This window comes from Pacificispira sp., assembly GCF_965228185.1.
Lineage (GTDB): Bacteria > Pseudomonadota > Alphaproteobacteria > UBA8366 > Aestuariispiraceae > Pacificispira.
The window spans coordinates 1-21,562 of the sequence record NZ_CBDDHE010000003.1; the positions used below are offsets into that span (position 1 = coordinate 1).

Sequence of the window (21,562 nt, forward strand, 5' to 3'; positions counted from 1 at the left end):
GAATCTGGGCGCGAACGGGGCCTTCGTCGACGAGGACGATCTGACCCTGGCGCAGGGCGACAACGATGTCGGGACCGACGGGACGGGTGCGTCCGAAGTGTCGGGTCCGATCACGCTGGATGTCGGCAATGCGGGCTTCGGGTCGCTGACGATCGACGCGGCGCCGTCGCTGACGGCGATGGGTCTGACCTCGAACGGTCACGCGATCAGCTATGCGACGAACGGCACGACGGTTACCGCGACGGCAAACGGCGAGACGGTATTCACCGCGACGCTGACTGGCGACGCGACGAACGGCTTTGGCTGGACCTTCGATCTGTTGGGTAATCTCGATCACCCGGCGGGTTCGGGCGAGAACGTCATCAACGATCTGGAATTCACGGTCACGCTGACCGATGGCGACGGTGAAACCGCAACGGGTTCGTTCACGGTCGATGTCGTGGACGATGTCCCGGCGGTGACGAACAACCAGGCGGTCGTGGGCACGGCCGTCACCGGTTCTGTCGACGAAGACGATCTGGCGGACGGGACGGACGACACGAAGGAAAGCCTGTCGACGGGCGGCGATCTGGGGCTGGCCGGCGGCCGCGACCTGGTGACCATCGACTATGGCGCGGACGGTCCTGCTGCGGGTGCGCCTGCGGCTCTGGGCTATGGCGACATGGACTGGACGGTTTCGGGCCCGGCGGGTCTGACCAGCCAGGGCGATGCGGTGACCTACAGCTATGATGCGGGCACGGACACGCTGACGGCGGAAGCCGGCGGTCGCGAAGTGTTCACGGTCGAGCTGAACGCCGACGGTTCCTACACCTTCACCCTGAAAGACAGCATCGATCACACCGATGCGAACGGTCAGAACGTCGAAGGTCTGGCCTTCGCGGTCGAAGGCGTGCCGAGCCAGGCGGCCATCGATGCGGTGAAAGACTTCGATCAGGACGCCGCCGACGCGCTGTCGGGTCAGACGATCACGCAGAGCTTCGGCGTCGACGTGACGGACGATGTTCCGGAAGCGATGGCGAACCAGTCCGCGGTCGGTACGGCCGTGACGGGTTCTGTCGACGAAGACGATCTGGCGGACGGCACGGACGATACGAAGGAAAGCCTGTCGACGGGCGGCGATCTGGGTCTGGCCGGTGGCCGGGATCTGGTGACCATCGACTATGGCGCGGATGGTCCTGCTGCGGGTGCGCCTGCGGCTCTGGGCTATGGCGACATGGACTGGACGGTGACGGGCCCGGCGGGTCTGACCAGCCAGGGCGATGCGGTGACCTACAGCTATGATGCGGGCACCGACACGCTGACGGCGGAAGCCGGCGGTCGCGAAGTGTTCACGGTCGAGCTGAATGCCGACGGTTCCTATACCTTCACCCTGAAGGACAGCATCGATCACACCGATGCGAACGGTCAGAACGTCGAAGGTCTGGCCTTCTCGGTCGAAGGCGTGCCGAGCCAGGCGGCTATCGATGCGGTGAAGGACTTCGATCAGGACGCCGCCGACGCGCTGGCCAACCAGACGATCACGCAGAGCTTCGGCGTTGATGTGACCGACGATGTTCCGGAAGCGATGGCGAACCAGTCCGCGGTCGGAACGGCCGTCACCGGTTCTGTCGATGAGGACGATCTGGCGGACGGGACGGACGATACGAAGGAAAGCCTGTCGACGGGCGGCGATCTGGGTCTGGCCGGCGGCCGCGACCTGGTGACCATCGACTACGGCGCGGATGGTCCTGCGGCGGGTGCGCCTGCGGCTCTGGGCTATGGCGACATGGACTGGACGGTGACGGGCCCGGCGGGTCTGACCAGCCAGGGCGACGCGGTGACCTACAGCTATGATGCGGGCACGGACACGCTGACGGCGGAAGCCGGTGGGCGTGAAGTGTTCACGGTCGAACTGAACGCCGACGGCAGTTACACCTTCACGCTGAAGGACAGCATCGATCATACCGATGCGAACGGTCAGAACGTCGAAGGTCTGGCCTTCGCGGTCGAAGGCGTGCCGAGCCAGGCGGCCATCGATGCGGTGAAAGACTTCGATCAGGACGCCGCTGACGCGCTGTCGGGTCAGACGATCACGCAGAGCTTCGGCGTCGACGTGACGGACGATGTGCCGGAGGCCGTCGTGGACGTTTCGGGCGTTCAAGGGGCGGAGTCTGTCTCGCTGGACGAGGACGACCTGGCCGACGGGACGGACGACACCAAGGAAAGCCTGTCGGCGACGGGCAATCTGGGCTTCGGCACGGGCGATCTGATCAGCATCGATTACGGCGCGGACGGGCCGGCCAATGCCAACGCCCCGACCAGCCTGACGGCGGCGGATCTGGAATTCAGCTTCGACGCCAGCACGCTGCCGACCGGTCTGACCAGCAATGGCGACGCGATTACCTTCTCGCAAGCCAATGGCGTGCTGACGGCGACGGCGGATGCGGGCGGCGCGAATGCGCGTCCGGTCTTCACCGTTTCGATCAACGCGGCGACAGGCGAATACACCTTCACGCTGCAGGACAATATCGATCACCAGACCGCCAACGGTCAGAATATCGAAGCCCTGACTTTCGACATCGTGGGCGTGCCCAGCGCGGCGGCCCTGGCCGGAAAGGATTTCGATCAGGATGCGATCGACGGATTGGCCGGCGCGAAGCTGACGCAGAGCTTCGGTGTCTCGATCGTCGACGACGTTCCTGTAGCGGCGGATGACGATGGCGGCAGCACGAAGGCGGGCGGTGCGGATCTGACGGGGAACGTTCTGACGAACGATCTGTCGGGCGCGGATACCGACGGTACGCTGACGGTGACGGGCTTCACCTATACGCCGGCTGGCGGCGGGGCGCCGGTTGCCGGGACTTTCGGCACGCCGGTCGACACGCAATACGGCAAGCTGACGCTGAACCAGGACGGCAGCTATACGTTCGAACCGAACGATGTGGTGAATTTCAACGGGGCCAATTCGGTCACGGAAGGGATCACCTACACGATCACCGACACGGATGGCGACACCGATACGGCGGTTCTGGACCTGACGGTGACCAAGGGTCCGTCGATCACGGTCTACCCGCCGGATCCGGGCGATCCGAATCTGGGCGCGAACGGGGCCTTCGTCGACGAGGACGATCTGACCCTGGCGCAGGGCGACAACGATGTCGGGACCGACGGGACGGGTGCGTCCGAAGTGTCGGGTCCGATCACGCTGGATGTCGGCAATGCGGGCTTCGGGTCGCTGACGATCGACGCGGCGCCGTCGCTGACGGCGATGGGTCTGACCTCGAACGGTCACCCGATCAGCTATGCGACGAACGGGACGACGGTCACCGCGACGGCAAACGGCGAGACGGTATTCACCGCGACGCTGACCGGCGACGCGACGAACGGCTTTGGCTGGACCTTCGATCTGGTGGGCAATCTGGATCACCCGGCGGGTTCGGGCGAGAACGTCATCAACGATCTGGAATTCACGGTCACGCTGACCGATGGCGACGGTGAAACCGCAACGGGTTCGTTCACGGTCGATGTCGTGGACGATGTCCCGGCGGTGACGAACAACCAGGCGGTCGTGGGCACGGCCGTCACCGGTTCTGTCGATGAGGACGATCTGGCGGACGGGACGGACGACACGAAGGAAAGCCTGTCGACGGGCGGGGATCTGGGTCTGGCCGGTGGCCGGGATCTGGTGACCATCGACTACGGCGCGGATGGCGCGGCGGCGGGTGCTCCTGCGGCTCTGGGTTACGCGGACATGGACTGGACGGTAACGGGCCCGGCGGGTCTGACCAGCCAGGGCGATGCGGTGACCTACAGCTACGATGCGGGCACCGACACGCTGACGGCGGAAGCCGGCGGTCGTGAAGTGTTCACGGTCGAGCTCAACGCGGACGGTTCCTACACCTTCACGCTGAAGGACAGCATCGATCACACCGATGCGAATGGTCAGAACGTCGAAGGTCTGGCCTTCGCGGTCGAGGGCGTGCCGAGCCAGGCGGCCATTGATGCGGTGAAAGACTTCGATCAGGACGCGGCTGACGCGCTGTCGGGTCAGACGATCACGCAGAGCTTCGGCGTCGACGTGACGGACGATGTTCCGGAAGCGATGGCGAACCAGTCTGCGGTCGGAACGGCTGTCACCGGATCGGTCGACGAAGACGATCTGGCGGATGGCACGGACGATACGAAGGAAAGCCTGTCGACGGGTGGCGATCTGGGTCTGGCCGGTGGCCGGGACCTGGTGACCATCGACTACGGCGCGGATGGTCCTGCGGCCGGGGCTCCGGCCTCGCTGGGTTACGCGGACATGGACTGGACGGTAACGGGCCCGGCGGGTCTGACCAGCCAGGGCGATGCGGTGACCTACAGCTATGATGCGGGCACGGACACGCTGACGGCGGAAGCCGGCGGTCGCGAAGTGTTCACGGTCGAACTCAACGCCGACGGTTCCTATACCTTCACGCTGAAGGACAGCATCGATCATACCGATGCGAACGGTCAGAACGTCGAAGGTCTGGCCTTCGCGGTCGAGGGCGTGCCGAGCCAGGCGGCCATCGACGCGGTCAAAGACTTCGATCAGGACGCCGCCGACGCGCTGTCGGGTCAGACGATCACGCAGAGCTTCGGCGTCGACGTGACGGACGATGTGCCGGAAGCGATGGCGAACCAGTCCGCGGTCGGAACGGCTGTCACCGGATCGGTCGACGAAGACGATCTGGCGGACGGGACGGACGATACGAAGGAAAGCCTGTCGACGGGCGGCGATCTGGGTCTGGCCGGTGGCCGGGATCTGGTGACCATCGACTACGGCGCGGATGGCGCGGCGGCGGGTGCTCCTGCGGCTCTGGGTTACGCGGACATGGACTGGACGGTAACGGGCCCGGCGGGTCTGACCAGCCAGGGCGATGCGGTGACCTACAGCTACGATGCGGGCACCGACACGCTGACGGCGGAAGCCGGCGGTCGTGAAGTGTTCACGGTCGAGCTCAACGCGGACGGTTCCTACACCTTCACGCTGAAGGACAGCATCGATCACACCGATGCGAATGGTCAGAACGTCGAAGGTCTGGCCTTCGCGGTCGAGGGCGTGCCGAGCCAGGCGGCCATTGATGCGGTGAAAGACTTCGATCAGGACGCGGCTGACGCGCTGTCGGGTCAGACGATCACGCAGAGCTTCGGCGTCGACGTGACGGACGATGTTCCGGAAGCGATGGCGAACCAGTCTGCGGTCGGAACGGCTGTCACCGGATCGGTCGACGAAGACGATCTGGCGGATGGCACGGACGATACGAAGGAAAGCCTGTCGACGGGTGGCGATCTGGGTCTGGCCGGTGGCCGGGATCTGGTGACCATCGACTATGGCGCGGACGGCGCGGCAGCCGGGGCTCCTGCGGCTCTGGGTTATGGCGACATGGACTGGACGGTTTCGGGCCCGGCGGGTCTGACCAGCCAAGGCGATGCTGTGACCTACAGCTATGATGCGGGCACCGACACGCTGACGGCGGAAGCCGGCGGTCGCGAAGTGTTCACGGTCGAACTGAATGCCGATGGTTCCTATACCTTCACCCTGAAAGACAGCATCGATCACACCGATGCGAACGGTCAGAACGTCGAAGGTCTGGCCTTCGCGGTCGAAGGCGTGCCGAGCCAGGCGGCCATCGACGCGGTCAAAGACTTCGATCAGGACGCCGCCGACGCGCTGTCGGGTCAGACGATCACGCAGAGCTTCGGCGTCGACGTGACGGACGATGTGCCGGAAGCGATGGCGAACCAGTCCGCGGTCGGAACGGCTGTCACCGGATCGGTCGACGAAGACGATCTGGCGGACGGGACGGACGACACGAAGGAAAGCCTGTCGACGGGCGGCGATCTGGGTCTGGCCGGTGGCCGGGATCTGGTGACCATCGACTACGGCGCGGATGGCGCGGCGGCGGGTGCTCCTGCGGCTCTGGGTTACGCGGACATGGACTGGACGGTAACGGGCCCGGCGGGTCTGACCAGCCAGGGCGATGCGGTGACCTACAGCTACGATGCGGGCACGGACACGCTGACGGCGGAAGCCGGCGGTCGTGAAGTGTTCACGGTCGAGCTCAACGCGGACGGTTCCTACACCTTCACGCTGAAGGACAGCATCGATCACACCGATGCGAATGGTCAGAACGTCGAAGGTCTGGCCTTCGCGGTCGAGGGCGTGCCGAGCCAGGCGGCCATTGATGCGGTGAAAGACTTCGATCAGGACGCGGCTGACGCGCTGTCGGGTCAGACGATCACGCAGAGCTTCGGCGTCGACGTGACGGACGATGTTCCGGAAGCGATGGCGAACCAGTCTGCGGTCGGAACGGCTGTCACCGGATCGGTCGACGAAGACGATCTGGCGGATGGCACGGACGATACGAAGGAAAGCCTGTCGACGGGTGGCGATCTGGGTCTGGCCGGTGGCCGGGACCTGGTGACCATCGACTACGGCGCGGATGGTCCTGCGGCCGGGGCTCCGGCCTCGCTGGGTTACGCGGACATGGACTGGACGGTAACGGGCCCGGCGGGTCTGACCAGCCAGGGCGATGCGGTGACCTACAGCTATGATGCGGGCACGGACACGCTGACGGCGGAAGCCGGCGGTCGCGAAGTGTTCACGGTCGAGCTGAATGCCGATGGTTCCTATACCTTCACCCTGAAAGACAGCATCGATCACACCGATGCGAACGGTCAGAACGTCGAAGGTCTGGCCTTCGCGGTCGAGGGCGTGCCGAGCCAGGCGGCCATCGACGCGGTCAAAGACTTCGATCAGGACGCCGCCGACGCGCTGTCGGGTCAGACGATCACGCAGAGCTTCGGCGTCGACGTGACGGACGATGTGCCGGAAGCGATGGCGAACCAGTCCGCGGTCGGAACGGCTGTCACCGGATCGGTCGACGAAGACGATCTGGCGGACGGGACGGACGATACGAAGGAAAGTCTGTCGACGGGCGGCGATCTGGGTCTGGCCGGTGGCCGCGATCTGGTGACCATCGACTACGGCGCGGATGGCGCGGCCGCGGGTGCGCCTGCGGCTCTGGGCTATGGCGACATGGACTGGACGGTAACGGGCCCGGCGGGTCTGACCAGCCAGGGCGATGCGGTGACCTACAGCTACGATGCGGGCACGGACACGCTGACGGCGGAAGCCGGCGGTCGCGAAGTGTTCACGGTCGAGCTGAATGCCGACGGTTCCTATACCTTCACGCTGAAGGACAGCATCGATCACACCGATGCGAACGGTCAGAACGTCGAAGGTCTGGCCTTCGCGGTCGAAGGCGTGCCGAGCCAGGCGGCCATCGATGCGGTCAAAGACTTCGATCAGGATGCCGCCGACGCGCTGGCCAACCAGACGATCACGCAGAGCTTCGGCGTCGACGTGACGGACGATGTTCCGGTGGCGACCTTCCTGCAGAACGCGGTCGGCACGGCCGATACCGCGGCGGTCGATGAAGACGATCTGAACGGTGGAAACGACCTCATTTCCGGCAAGGACAGCCTGACGGTCGATGTCGCGGATGGCGACGGCAACGATCTGGTGAGCTCCGGCAATCTGGGTCTGGCCGGACGCGATCTGGTTTCCATCGATTATGGTGCGGATGGGCCCGCCAATGGCGCGCCGACCGCCCTGCAATACGATGATTTCGATTTCGCGATCAGCGTCACCAGCCCGGCCCAGCTGACCAGCCAGGGCGACGCGGTGTCGACCAGCCAGACCGGCAATGTCATGACCGGTACGGCGGGCGGCCGCGATGTCTTCACGGTCACGCTGAACGGCGACGGATCCTTCACCTTCGAATTGCTGGACACGCTGGACCATCCGGCCGGCCAGGGTCAGAACACCCTGAACCTGCAATTCGGTCTGACCGGGACGGTCAAGGATTCCGTTCTGGACGCGATGGATTTCGATAAGGACACCATCGAGGGCTTGGATGCGGCGACGATCACGCAGAGCTTCGGCGTCGACGTGACCGACGATATCCCGGTGGCCAAGAACGACGCGACGGTCTTCGCGACCGAGGGCGGTTCGACGGTTGCCGGCAACGTCCTTGCCAATGACAGCTTCGGCGCGGACAGCGACGGGGCGAGCCTGACGGCCTTCCGCTACACCAATGCCAATGGCGAACTGGCGACGGCGCCGGCCGGCGATACGGTGACGACCCAGTATGGCCAACTGACCGTCAATAGCGACGGCACGTGGAGCTATACGCCGAATAACGAGGCCGATCATGCTCCGACCGGCACGGCCCTGTCGGATGGGTTCACCTATACGATCACGGATGGCGACGGCGATACCGCATCGGCGGAACAGCCGATCAAGGTGCGTGACGACAAGCCGACGATCACCGTCAACCCGCCGCCTCCCGGCGACCCCAATTTGGGCACGGACGGCGCGTTTGTGGACGAGGACGACCTGTCCCCGGCCCAAGGCGACGGCGAAACCGGGACGGACGGCGCGGGCAGCAGCGCGGTGTCCGGCACGCTGACCATCGACGGTGGCCAGGATGGCGTCTCGGCGGTCGAACTGTCGGTCCCCACCGAGCTTACCGCCATGAATCTGTCTTCCGGCGGCGTCGGCCTGGTCTACTCGACCGCGCCGGGCGGTCAGTCCATCACCGCGACGGCCGGTGTCGGCGGCGCGGTGGTCTTCACCATGACGCTGACCGGCAACGCGACGGATGGCTATGGCTGGACCTTCGATCTGGTGGACAACCTGGATCATTCGGCGGGTGCTGGCGAGAATCTGATCTCCGACATCCCGTTCACCGTGACGGTTACCGACGGTGACGGGTCGACGGCGTCCGGCACGATCGAGATCGATGTCATCGACGACGTGCCGGAAGCGCGCGACGACGGTGTCTACCGCGTCCAGCAGGCCGGCGGCACGACTAGCAATGTGGTCGAAGGCAACCTGCTAACCGACAACGACACGGTCGGCGCCGACAGCGAAGGCGCCTCCATCGTCGAAATCTCCTATACCGACGAGAACGGTGCGACGCAGACGGCGACGGTCGATGCGACCAACGGTGTCACTGTCGACACCCAGCACGGGATGCTGACCGTCAATGCAGACGGTACCTGGAGCTACACCGCCGACGGCGATGTTCAGAATGTCGGCGGCCAGGATGTGCGCGACGACTTCACCTACACGCTGCAGGACGGCGACGGCGATCAGGACACCGCGAATGTTGCGGTGGCGATCGGCGACGACGGTCCGGAAATCTACTTCCCGCCGCCGAGCGGTTCGGGCGAGCCGACGGCAACGGGTGGCGGCCTGGTCGACGAAGACGATCTGAATCAGCCCGGCGATCTGGTCGACGGGTCGGATCAGAGCGATCCGTCCCTGGTCACGCGTCCGGTCGCGGTGGACTTCGGCGAGGACGGCCCTGCGGCGACCGATCCGCTGGTGCTGCAGGATCCGAACGCGCCGGGCGACCCGACGGGTCTGATCGCGAAAGGCCTGACCTCTGGCGGCCAGGCGCTGACCTATTCGCTGACCGGGAACACGATCACGGCGACGGCGAACGGCGAGACCATCTTCACGATGTCGCTGAACGGCAATCCGACAGACGGGTTCAGCTATACCTTTGATCTGGTGGGCAATCTGGATCACCCGGCGGGTGACGGCGAGAACTTGATCGAGGATATCCCGTTCGGTCTGATCGCGACCGACGGCGACGGCTCGACGTCAACGGGTCTGATCGAAATCGACGTCCGCGACGATGTGCCGGATGCGAAGGACGATGGCGAATACCGTCTGGAACAGGCGGGCGACAGCACCGGCAACACGGTGACCGGCAACCTGCTGATCGACAATGACACGCAGGGTGCGGATGGCGCGACGATCACCGCGATCACCTATACGGACGAAAGCGGCAATGCCGCGACCGCCGTGGTCGATCCGGTCAACGGTGTCACCGTCGATACGCAGTACGGTACGCTGACCGTCGATGCCGGCGGCGCCTGGACCTATACCGCCGACACCGACATCGTGAATGTCAGCGGTCAGGATGTCGAAGACGACTTCAACTACACGTTGACCGATGGCGACGGGGATTCCGACACTGCCACCGTTCATCTGGTGGTCGGCGACGACGGTCCGGAAATCTACTTCCCGCCGCCGAGCGGTTCGGGCGAGCCGACGGCAACGGGCGGCGGCCTGGTCGACGAAGACGATCTGAACCAGCCCGGCGATCTGGTCGACGGGTCGGATCAGAGCGATCCGTCCCTGGTCACGCGTCCGGTCGCGGTGGACTTCGGCGAAGACGGTCCTGCGGCGACCGATCCGCTGGTGCTGCAGGATCCGAACGCACCGGGCGACCCGACGGGTCTGATCGCGAAGGGCCTGACCTCTGGCGGCCAGGCGCTGACCTATTCGCTGGCTGGCAACACGATTACCGCCACGGCGAACGGCGAGACCATCTTCACGATGTCGCTGAACGGCAATCCGACGGACGGGTTCAGCTATACCTTTGATCTGGTGGGCAATCTGGATCACCCGGCGGGTGACGGCGAGAACCTGATCGAGGATATCCCGTTCGGTCTGATCGCGACCGATGGCGACGGCTCGACCACGACGGGTGTCATCGAAATCGACGTCCGCGACGATGTCCCGGATGCGAAGGACGATGGCGAATACCGCCTGGAGCAGGCGGGTGAGACGACGGGCAATTCCGTTACCGGCAACCTTCTGATCGACAACGATACGCAGGGTGCGGATGGCGCGACGATCACCGCGATCACCTATACGGATGAAAGCGGCAATGCCGCGACCGCCGTGGTCGATCCGGTCAACGGTGTCACCGTCGATACGCTGCACGGGTCGCTGACCGTCGGTGCAGACGGCGCGTGGACCTATACGGCCGATCTCGACGTCGTGAATGTCGGCGGCCAGGATGTCTCGGACGACTTCAACTACACGTTGACCGACGGCGACGGCGACAGCGACACGGCGACGGTTAATATCGTCATCGGCGATGACGGTCCGGAAATCTACTTCCCGCCGCCGAGCGGCTCGGGCGAGCCGACCGCAACGGGCGGCGGCCTGGTCGACGAGGACGATCTGGCCACCCCGACGGATTCCGTCGATGGGTCTGATCAAAGCGACGCGTCCCTGGTGACGCGTCCGGTCGCGGTCGATTTCGGCAATGACGGCCCGGCGGCCAGCGATGCGCTGCTGTTCGAAGATCCGAACACGGCGGGCGATCCGTCCGGTCTGATCGGCAAAAACCTGACCTCCGGCGGCCAGGCGCTCAGCTATACGCTGGATGCGTCGGGCACGGTGATCACGGCGTCTGCGGGCGGCGAGACCGTCTTCACGATGGCGCTGAACGGCAATCCGACGGACGGCTACACCTATACCTTCGATCTGGTCGGGCAGCTCGACCATGCGGCCGGGCTGGGTGAGAACCTGATCGAGGACATTCCCTTCGCTCTGGTCGCGACCGACGGTGACGGCTCGACGGCGCGCGGCGTGATCGAAATCGACGTCCGGGACGACGTGCCGGAAGCCAAGGACGACGACAGCGTCAAGGCGGAAGAAGGCGGCGACCCGATCAGCGGCAACGTCCTGACCAACGACATCGCCGGGGCGGACGGCATCACGCTGACCAGCTTCACCTACAACGACGTCAACGGCGACCCGCAGGTGGCCAATGCCGGCGATACCGTCTCGACCCAATACGGGACGCTGACGGTCAATTCGGACGGTTCCTGGACCTATCAGGCCAATGAGGACGTGCCGAATAACGTCGAAAACGACGTCATCGACCCGTTCACCTACACGATCGTCGATGGCGACGGCGACACCGATACCGCGACCCAGCGGATCGAGATCGGCGAAGACGTCCCGACCATCACCTTCAAGGAGCCTGGCCAGCCGGACGCGCCGACCGGCAATCGCTCGGTCGACGAGGACGATCTGGGCACCCAGCCGGGCGATGTCGACAGTGGCACCGACCAGACCGGCGTGTCTTCGGTAAGCCAGGACATCAATGTCGATTTCGGCGAAGACGGCGCAGCGGCGACCGATCCGATCGTCCTGAGCATCCCGCAGGAATTGGTGGATATGGGCCTGACCTCCGACGGTCAGACGGTCACCTATACCCTGTCGTCCGACGGCATGACGATCACCGCGTCGAATGGCACGGATACGGTCTTCACGCTCAGCCTGAACGGCAATCCGACCGACGGCTACAGCTATACCTTTGATCTGACCGGCAATCTCGACCACCCGGCGGGTGCGGGCGAGAATGTCATCGAGGATCTGCCCTTCGACGTCGTCGTCACCGACGGCAACGGCTCCGAAGCGGTCGGCCGCATCAATATCGATGTCGTCGATGATGTTCCGGAACTGGTGCAGGTTTCCGGCCCGATCGCGGCACAGTCCGTGACCGTGGACGAGGACGACACCGCCGACGGTACGGACGGCAGCGAGTCGACCTCCGCCACCGGTGCGCTGGGTCTCAGCGGCATTGCCTTCTCGGCGGCGCTCGGCGCCGATGCCGACGGGGCACAGGCCTCGGGCAGCGGGGTCACCTACGATCCGGCGGATCTGACCATCACCGGCCCGGCGGGGCTGACCTCCAACGGCGAAGCGATCACCTACAGCCAGACCGGCAATGTGCTGACCGGCTCGGCCAATGGCGAGACGATCTTCACCGTCACGCTGAATTCGGACGATACCTATACGTTCAACCTGCAGGGCAGCATCGACCATGCGGCCGGTAGCGGCGAGAACACCATCGCCCTGAATTTCGGCGTCTCCGGGACCGTCACCTCCAACCAGTCCGTGACGGACGGGGATGGTGACACGGTTTCGGCCGGCGATGTCCAGATCAGCCACGGCTTCCAGGTGAATGTCGTTGACGACGTGCCGGAAGCGATGGCGAACCAGGGTGCGGTCGGCACGGCTGTCACCGGGTCCGTCGACGAAGACGATTTGGCGGACGGTACGGACGATACGAAGGAAAGCCTGTCGACGGGTGGCGATCTGGGTCTGGCCGGCGGCCGGGATCTGGTGACCATCGACTATGGCGCGGATGGTCCTGCTGCGGGTGCGCCTGCGGCTCTGGGCTATGGCGACATGGACTGGACGGTGACGGGCCCGGCGGGTCTGACCAGCCAGGGCGATGCGGTGACCTACAGCTATGATGCGGGCACGGACACGCTGACGGCGGAAGCCGGTGGTCGTGAAGTGTTCACGGTCGAGCTGAATGCCGACGGTTCCTATACCTTCACGCTGAAGGACAGCATCGATCATACCGATGCGAACGGTCAGAACGTCGAAGGTCTGGCCTTCGCGGTCGAAGGCGTGCCGAGCCAGGCGGCCATCGACGCGGTCAAAGACTTCGATCAGGATGCGGCTGACGCGCTGTCGGGTCAGACGATCACGCAGAGCTTCGGCGTCGACGTGACGGACGATGTTCCGGAAGCGATGGCGAACCAGTCTGCGGTCGGTACGGCCGTGACGGGTTCTGTCGATGAAGACGATCTGGCGGACGGGACGGACGACACGAAGGAAAGCCTGTCGACGGGCGGCGATCTGGGTTTGGCCGGTGGCCGCGACCTGGTGACCATCGACTACGGCGCGGATGGCGCGGCCGCGGGTGCGCCTGCGGCTCTGGGCTATGGCGACATGGACTGGACGGTAACGGGCCCGGCGGGTCTGACCAGCCAGGGCGATGCGGTGACCTACAGCTATGATGCGGGCACGGACACGCTGACGGCGGAAGCCGGCGGTCGCGAAGTGTTCACGGTCGAGCTGAATGCCGATGGTTCCTATACCTTCACCCTGAAAGACAGCATCGATCACACCGATGCGAACGGTCAGAACGTCGAAGGTCTGGCCTTCGCGGTCGAGGGCGTGCCGAGCCAGGCGGCCATCGACGCGGTCAAAGACTTCGATCAGGACGCCGCCGACGCGCTGTCGGGTCAGACGATCACGCAGAGCTTCGGCGTCGACGTGACGGACGATGTGCCGGAAGCGATGGCGAACCAGTCCGCGGTCGGAACGGCTGTCACCGGATCGGTCGACGAAGACGATCTGGCGGACGGGACGGACGATACGAAGGAAAGCCTGTCGACGGGCGGCGATCTGGGTCTGGCCGGTGGCCGGGATCTGGTGACCATCGACTATGGTGCGGACGGCGCGGCAGCCGGGGCTCCTGCGGCTCTGGGCTACGCGGACATGGACTGGACGGTGACGGGCCCGGCGGGTCTGACCAGCCAGGGCGATGCTGTGACCTACAGCTATGATGCTGGCACCGACACGCTGACGGCGGAAGCCGGCGGTCGCGAAGTGTTCACGGTCGAACTGAACGCCGACGGTTCCTATACCTTCACGCTGAAGGACAGCATCGATCACACCGATGCGAACGGTCAGAACGTCGAAGGTCTGGCCTTCGCGGTCGAAGGCGTGCCGAGCCAGGCGGCCATCGACGCGGTCAAAGACTTCGATCAGGACGCCGCCGACGCGCTGTCGGGTCAGACGATCACGCAGAGCTTCGGCGTCGACGTGACGGACGATGTTCCGGAGGCCGTCGTGGACGTTTCGGGCGTTCAAGGGGCGGAGTCTGTCTCGCTGGACGAGGACGACTTGGCCGACGGGACGGACGACACCAAGGAAAGCCTGTCGGCGACAGGCAATCTGGGCTTCGGCACGGGCGACCTCATCAGCATCGATTACGGCGCGGACGGGCCGGCGGACGCCAACGCCCCGACCGGTCTGACGGCGGCGGATCTGGAATTCACCTTCGTCAACCTGCCGACCGGTCTGACCAGCAATGGCGACGCGATTACCTTCTCGCAAGCCAATGGCGTGCTGACGGCGACGGCGGATGCGGGCGGCACGAATGCGCGTCCGGTCTTCACCGTGTCGATCGACGCGGCGACGGGCGAATACACCTTCACGCTGCAGGATGCGCTGGATCACCAGGATGCGAACGGTCAGAACATCGAGGGCCTGACCTTCAACATCGAAGGCCGTCCGAGTGCGGCGGCGCTGGCCGAGAAGGACTTCGATCAGGATGCGATCGACGGTCTGGTGGATGCGGTTGTGCCGCAGAGCTTCGGCGTCGAAATTGTCGACGACGTGCCGGTGGCGACGGTCAACGAGCTGACGACCGGCGGACCGACCATCCTGACCGGACGGATCGACACCGAAACCTACGACGATCCGAATACCGGCTTCACCGTCTCGGCGCGTCAGATCGACGGCAACGGCAATCTGACGACCCTGTCGGCGAACAATGTGTCGGTCGGCAATTCGACCGGCGGGCCCGGCCTGGGTGTCAAGGCGACCCCGGAATCCGGCGTCGCGGGTCAGCTTGGCTACGACCCGACCGAGGCGGTTTCCGAGCAGTTGGTGGTCGACTTCGACTACGACGTCACCGGTGTCACCTTCACGGTCGCCAACCTCTACAACAACGAATTCCGTCAAGGCGAAGGCGTCGAACAGGGCCATTGGGCGGCCTATAAGGACGGTCAGCTGGTCGCGGAGGGCGATTTCACCGCCAATATCGGTAACAACCAGGGCAGCTATGAGATCAGCCTGCCGCAAGGTGTGACGATCGATCAGCTGGTCTTCACTGCGACCCCGTATGCCCAGGGCATTCCGGATGCGGAAGACGGTCAGACGACGACCCAGGACAGCTCCGACTACTGGATCACCGGGATCGACTTCAGCTATATCGACCCGAACGGTACCGGCACGGGCGGTTCCGAAGTCACCGGCCAGACGGTCGTGGTGGACGAGGACGATCTGTCCGACGGTTCCGACACGGACAAGGAAAGCCTGTCGGCGATCGGCGATCTGAACCTCGCCGGCGAGGACCTGATCACCATCGATTACGGCGCGGACGGCCCGGCTCCGGGCGCCCCGACGGCGCTGCAATACGGCGATCTGGACTTCAGCTTCGACATGGCGAGCCTGCCGACCGACCTGACCGCCGCCGGCGACGCCGTCACCTTCACGCAAGAGAACGGCGTGCTGACGGCGACGGCCGATGCGGGCGGGGCCAATGAGCGCCCGGTCTTCACCGTGACCCTGAACCCGGATGCGACCTATACGTTCCAACTGGTGGATCAGCTGGATCACCCGCAGTTCACGGCGGAAGACGTCCTGACCTTCGACTTCTCGATCCTCGGCGTGCCGAAGGACGGTATCGGCGGTACAGACTTCGACCTCGATCCGGCCGCGTTGGACGGTCTGGTCTTCGAACATGGCTTCTCGGTCCAGGTGGTCGACGACGTGCCGACCGCGGTCGACGACAATGCCGGCCCGGTCGAAGAGGGCCAATCGGTCAGCGGCAACCTGATCGATCCGAACGACATTCCGGGTGCGGACGGCGCGACGGTTACCGACATCGCCTATACCGACGTCAACGGCAATCCGGCGACGGCGACGGTCGATCCGGTCAACGGCGTCACGGTTACGACGCCGACCGGCAGCCTGACGGTCCAGGCCGACGGCAGCTATACCTTCACGACGGCCGAAGACGCGGTCACCGGCTCCGAGGCGGTGACGGAGAGCTTCACCTACACCCTGACCGACGGCGACGGCGATCAGGATACGGCGGTCCTGACGGTCACCATCACCGACGATGACGAGCCGACGATCGAAATCTCCTATCCCGGCGCCAATGCGGACAGCGCGGTGGTCGACGAGGACGATCTGGGTAGCGAAACCGGCGACCTGGTCGACGGTTCCGACCAGAGCCAGGGTTCGTCCGTCAGCGGCGGTCTGAACATCGATACCGGCGATGACGGCTTCGGCTCCATCGCCCTGACGGTGCCGCAGGAACTGCAGGCCATGGGCCTGACCTCCGGCGGTTCGGCGGTGACCTATACCCTGTCCGGCGACGGGCAGACGATCACCGCAACGGCGGACGGTGAAGACGTCTTCACGCTGTCCCTGACCGGCAATCCGACCGACGGTTTCGGCTGGACCTTCGATCTGACGGGTCAGCTGGATCATCCGGCGGGCGCGGGCGAAAATATCATCGCCGGCATCCCGTTCGGTGTGACGGTGACCGATGCCGACGGCGACGCCGCCAGTGCCACGATCCTGGTCGATGTCGTCGACGACGTCCCGGTTGCCAATGACGACGCCACGCTGACGCTCAAGGAAGGCGGGGAATCCGTCACCGGCAACGTCATGGCGAATGATGTCGAAGGCGCCGACGGCGCGGTCGTCACCTCTTTCACCTACACGGCGGAGGACGGCTCGACGCAGACCGGTTCGGTCGGTGTCCAGGTCGACACGCAATACGGCACGCTGACGGTCAATGCCGACGGCTCCTTCACCTATACCTCCGACGAGAACGAGGCTCATACCGACGGCCAGCCGCTGACGGAAGGCTTCACCTACACGATCACCGACAATGACGGCGACAGCTCGTCGGCGGTCCAGGCCTTCACGATCAAGGACACGGGTCCGACGATCGACCCGCCGACGCCGACGCCGCCGAACCCGCCGGAACCGCCGCCCCCGGGCGAGCCGCCGGTTGGTGAGGAAGATCCGGACCATCCGGAACTGGGCATCAATGCGGGCCGCGTGAACGAGGACGATCTGGCCGATGGGTCGGATGCGGACAAGGAAAGCACGACGGTCACGGGCGAGCTGAACATCGACTATGGCAATGACGGCCCCGGCGGTGTTGCGTTCACGGGCGAGGGCGACCTACCGGCGCTGACGTCGAACGGCGTTCCGATCACCTATTCGAATGATGGCGGCACGATCACCGGTACGGCCGGCGGCACGACCATCTTCACGATGACGCTGACGGGCGGCGGCACGGGCTATGCGTTCGAGCTGGTCGGCCAGATCGATCATCCGGAAGGCCAGGGCGCGAACGAGGTCGACCTGCCGTTCACGGTGACGGTGACCGACAGTGACGGTTCGACGGCGTCCAGCACGTTCCACATCTCTGTCGTGGACGATGTCCCGACGGCGGTGGACGACGCGACCAAGACGCTGGAAGAAGGCGGGGAATCCGTCACCGGCAACGTCATGGACAACGATATCCGCGGTGCGGACGATCCGGTGACGGTGACGGAGATCACCTATACGGACGAAAGCGGTCAGCAGATGACGGCGTCGGTGGACCCGGTCAACGGGGTCACGGTCGACACGCAATACGGGTCGCTGACCATCGCGGCGGACGGGTCCTATACCTACACGTCGGATGCGAACGAGACCCATACGAACGGCCAGCCGCTGACGGAAGGCTTCACCTACACGATCACCGACAATGACGGCGACAGCTCGTCGGCGGTCCAGGCCTTCACGATCAAGGACACGGGTCCGACGATCGACCCGCCGACGCCGACGCCGCCGAACCCGCCGGAACCGCCGCCCCCGGGCGAGCCGCCGGTTGGTGAGGAAGATCCGGACCATCCGGAGCTGGGCATCAATGCGGGCCGCGTGAACGAGGACGATCTGGCCGATGGGTCGGATGCGGACAAGGAAAGCACGACGGTCACGGGCGAGCTGAACATCGACTATGGCAATGACGGCCCCGGCGGTGTTGCGTTCACGGGCGAGGGCGACCTGCCTGCGCTGACGTCGAACGGCGTTCCGATCACCTATTCGAACGATGGCGGCACGATCACCGGTACGGCCGGCGGCACGACCATCTTCACGATGACGCTGACGGGCGGCGGCACGGGCTATGCGTTCGAGCTGGTCGGCCAGATCGATCATCCGGAAGGCCAGGGCGCGAACGAAGTCGACCTGCCGTTCACGGTGACGGTGACCGACAGCGACGGTTCGACGGCGTCCAGCACGTTCCACATCTCGGTCGTGGACGATGTCCCGACGGCGGTGGACGACGCGACCAAGACGCTGGAAGAGGGCGGGGAATCCGTCACCGGCAACGTCATGGACAACGACATCCGCGGTGCGGACGATCCGGTGACGGTGACGGAGATCACCTATACGGACGAAAGCGGCCAGCAGGTGACGGCGTCGGTTGACCCGGTCAACGGGGTCACGGTCGACACGCAATACGGGTCGCTGACCATCGCGGCGGACGGGTCCTATACCTACACGTCGGATGCGAACGAGACCCATACGAACGGCCAGCCGCTGACGGAAGGCTTCACCTACACGATCACCGACAATGACGGCGACAGCTCGTCGGCGGTCCAGGCCTTCACGATCAAGGACACGGGTCCGACGATCGACCCGCCGACGCCGACGCCGCCGAACCCGCCGGAACCGCCGCCCCCGGGCGAGCCGCCGGTTGGTGAGGAAGATCCGGACCATCCGGAGCTGGGCATCAATGCGGGCCGCGTGAACGAGGACGATCTGGCCGATGGGTCGGATGCGGACAAGGAAAGCACGACGGTCACGGGCGAGCTGAACATCGACTATGGCAATGACGGCCCCGGCGGTGTTGCGTTCACGGGCGAGGGCGACCTGCCTGCGCTGACGTCGAACGGCGTTCCGATCACCTATTCGAACGATGGCGGCACGATCACCGGTACGGCCGGCGGCACGACCATCTTCACGATGACGCTGACGGGCGGCGGCACGGGCTATGCGTTCGAGCTGGTCGGCCAGATCGATCATCCGGAAGGCCAGGGCGCGAACGAAGTCGACCTGCCGTTCACGGTGACGGTGACCGACAGCGACGGTTCGACGGCGTCCAGCACGTTCCACATCTCGGTCGTGGACGATGTCCCGACGGCGGTGGACGACGCGACCAAGACGCTGGAAGAGGGCGGGGAATCCGTCACCGGCAACGTCATGGACAACGACATCCGCGGTGCGGACGATCCGGTGACGGTGACGGAGATCACCTATACGGACGAAAGCGGCCAGCAGGTGACGGCGTCGGTTGACCCGGTCAACGGGGTCACGGTCGACACGCAATACGGGTCGCTGACCATCGCGGCGGACGGGTCCTATACCTACACGTCGGATGCGAACGAGACCCATACGAACGGCCAGCCGCTGACGGAAGGCTTCACCTACACGATCACCGACAATGACGGCGACAGCTCGTCGGCGGTCCAGGCCTTCACGATTACCGATGACGGCCCGACCATCACCCCGCCGACCCCGCCGACCACGCCGCCGACGGGCGACGAGAACGATCCGTCCATCGGAGCGGGTGAGTTCCTGGTCGACGAGGACGATCTGGGCAGCGAAGCCGGCGATCTGGTGACCGGTTCCGACGGCAGCCAGGACAGCTCGACTTCCGGTACGCTCGACATTGACGGCGGTGCCGACGGCATTGCCAGCGTGATGCTGAGCATTCCGCAGGGTCTGATCGACATGAATCTGACCTCGGGTGGCACCTCGGTGACCTATACGCTGTCGCAGGACGGTCAATCGATTACCGGCTCTGCAGGGGGCGAGTCTGTCTTCACGCTGACGCTGAGCGGCAATTCGACCGACGGTTACGGCTTCAACTTCGATCTGACCGGGGTGCTGGATCACCCGACCGGCCAGGGTCAGAACGTCATCAACGATCTGCCCTTCGATATAACGGTGACCGACGGCGACGGCGGTACCGCGACGGCGACGCTGGAAATCGATGTCGTCGACGATGTGCCGGTGGCGCATGACGACGGTGTGGTCACGGTCGGGGAGTGCTCGACCGGTGGCGGCGGCGGCGATCTGCCGGAAATGAGCCACGATATCTCGAACATCGTTCTCTATCTCGCCGACAATACGACCGGCGAGATCACGAAGGTGAAGATCGAAGACTTCGACCAGATGGATGGGGTCCGGGATCCGGATCATCTGCCGATCCAGCAGTTTGTCGATGCCAACTACCCGAACTCGACGCTGGTTGCGGGGCTGACCGTCAAGGCGGGGAACAACAAGACGCCGGGCTACGGTCCGGGTGAGGGCGAGTTGTTCATCACCGACGATGGCTACACCGCTGGAGACCTGCCGACGGCGGCGCATGCCGATGTCGAATGGACCGCCGCGAATGCCTTCAACGGCATGTATATCGGCCCGAACAATCCGAGCCTGCTGTCGGATGGCGCTACGGTGTCGGTCACGGTCGGAACGGATCAGGGCTCGGCCAATCTGCTGGCCAATGACGAATTGGGCGCAGATGGCGGCGCGATCACTAGCTTCACCTACATGGGTGAGGACGGTCAGCAGCATGAAGCCCAGGCGGGTGAGACCGTCGATACGATCCACGGTACCCTTACGGTCAATTCGGACGGAACCTGGAGCTATACGGTCGATCAGCAGGTGGCGAACGATGCGGGCGATGCCAGCGACACCTTCACCTACACGCTGACGGATGGCGACGGCGACACGTCGTCGGCCAGCCAGACAATCGTCATTACCGATGGTTGCCTGAACCTCAATCTGGGCGCCGCTGCGACGGCGACGTTGGACGAGGACGACCTGACGACGGCGGCCGGCGATGCAGTCAACGGCACTGACGGTGCGCAGGCGTCGACGATTACCAAGTCCTTCGACGTCGAATATGGCTCCGACGGTCCGGCCACGACGGACCCGATTGTCCTGTCCGCGCCGCAGGCGCTGCAGGATATGGGGCTGACATCAGGCGGCACGGCGATCGATTATACGGTGTCCGCC

1 protein-coding gene (cut by a window edge) is annotated in these 21,562 nt (G+C 65.0%); it reads left to right on the top strand.

Annotation, left to right across the window (positions count from 1 at the left end):
* The first annotated feature begins 97 nt into the window (after nucleotides 1-97).
* Nucleotides 98-21,562: the 5' portion of a DUF5801 repeats-in-toxin domain-containing protein gene (locus ACO06O_RS03810; RefSeq protein ID WP_421876446.1), read on the top strand. Its footprint extends 12,831 nt past the window's final position; 21,465 of the gene's 34,296 nt are visible here — the first part of the coding sequence; its start codon is at nucleotides 98-100; its stop codon lies off the right edge, out of view.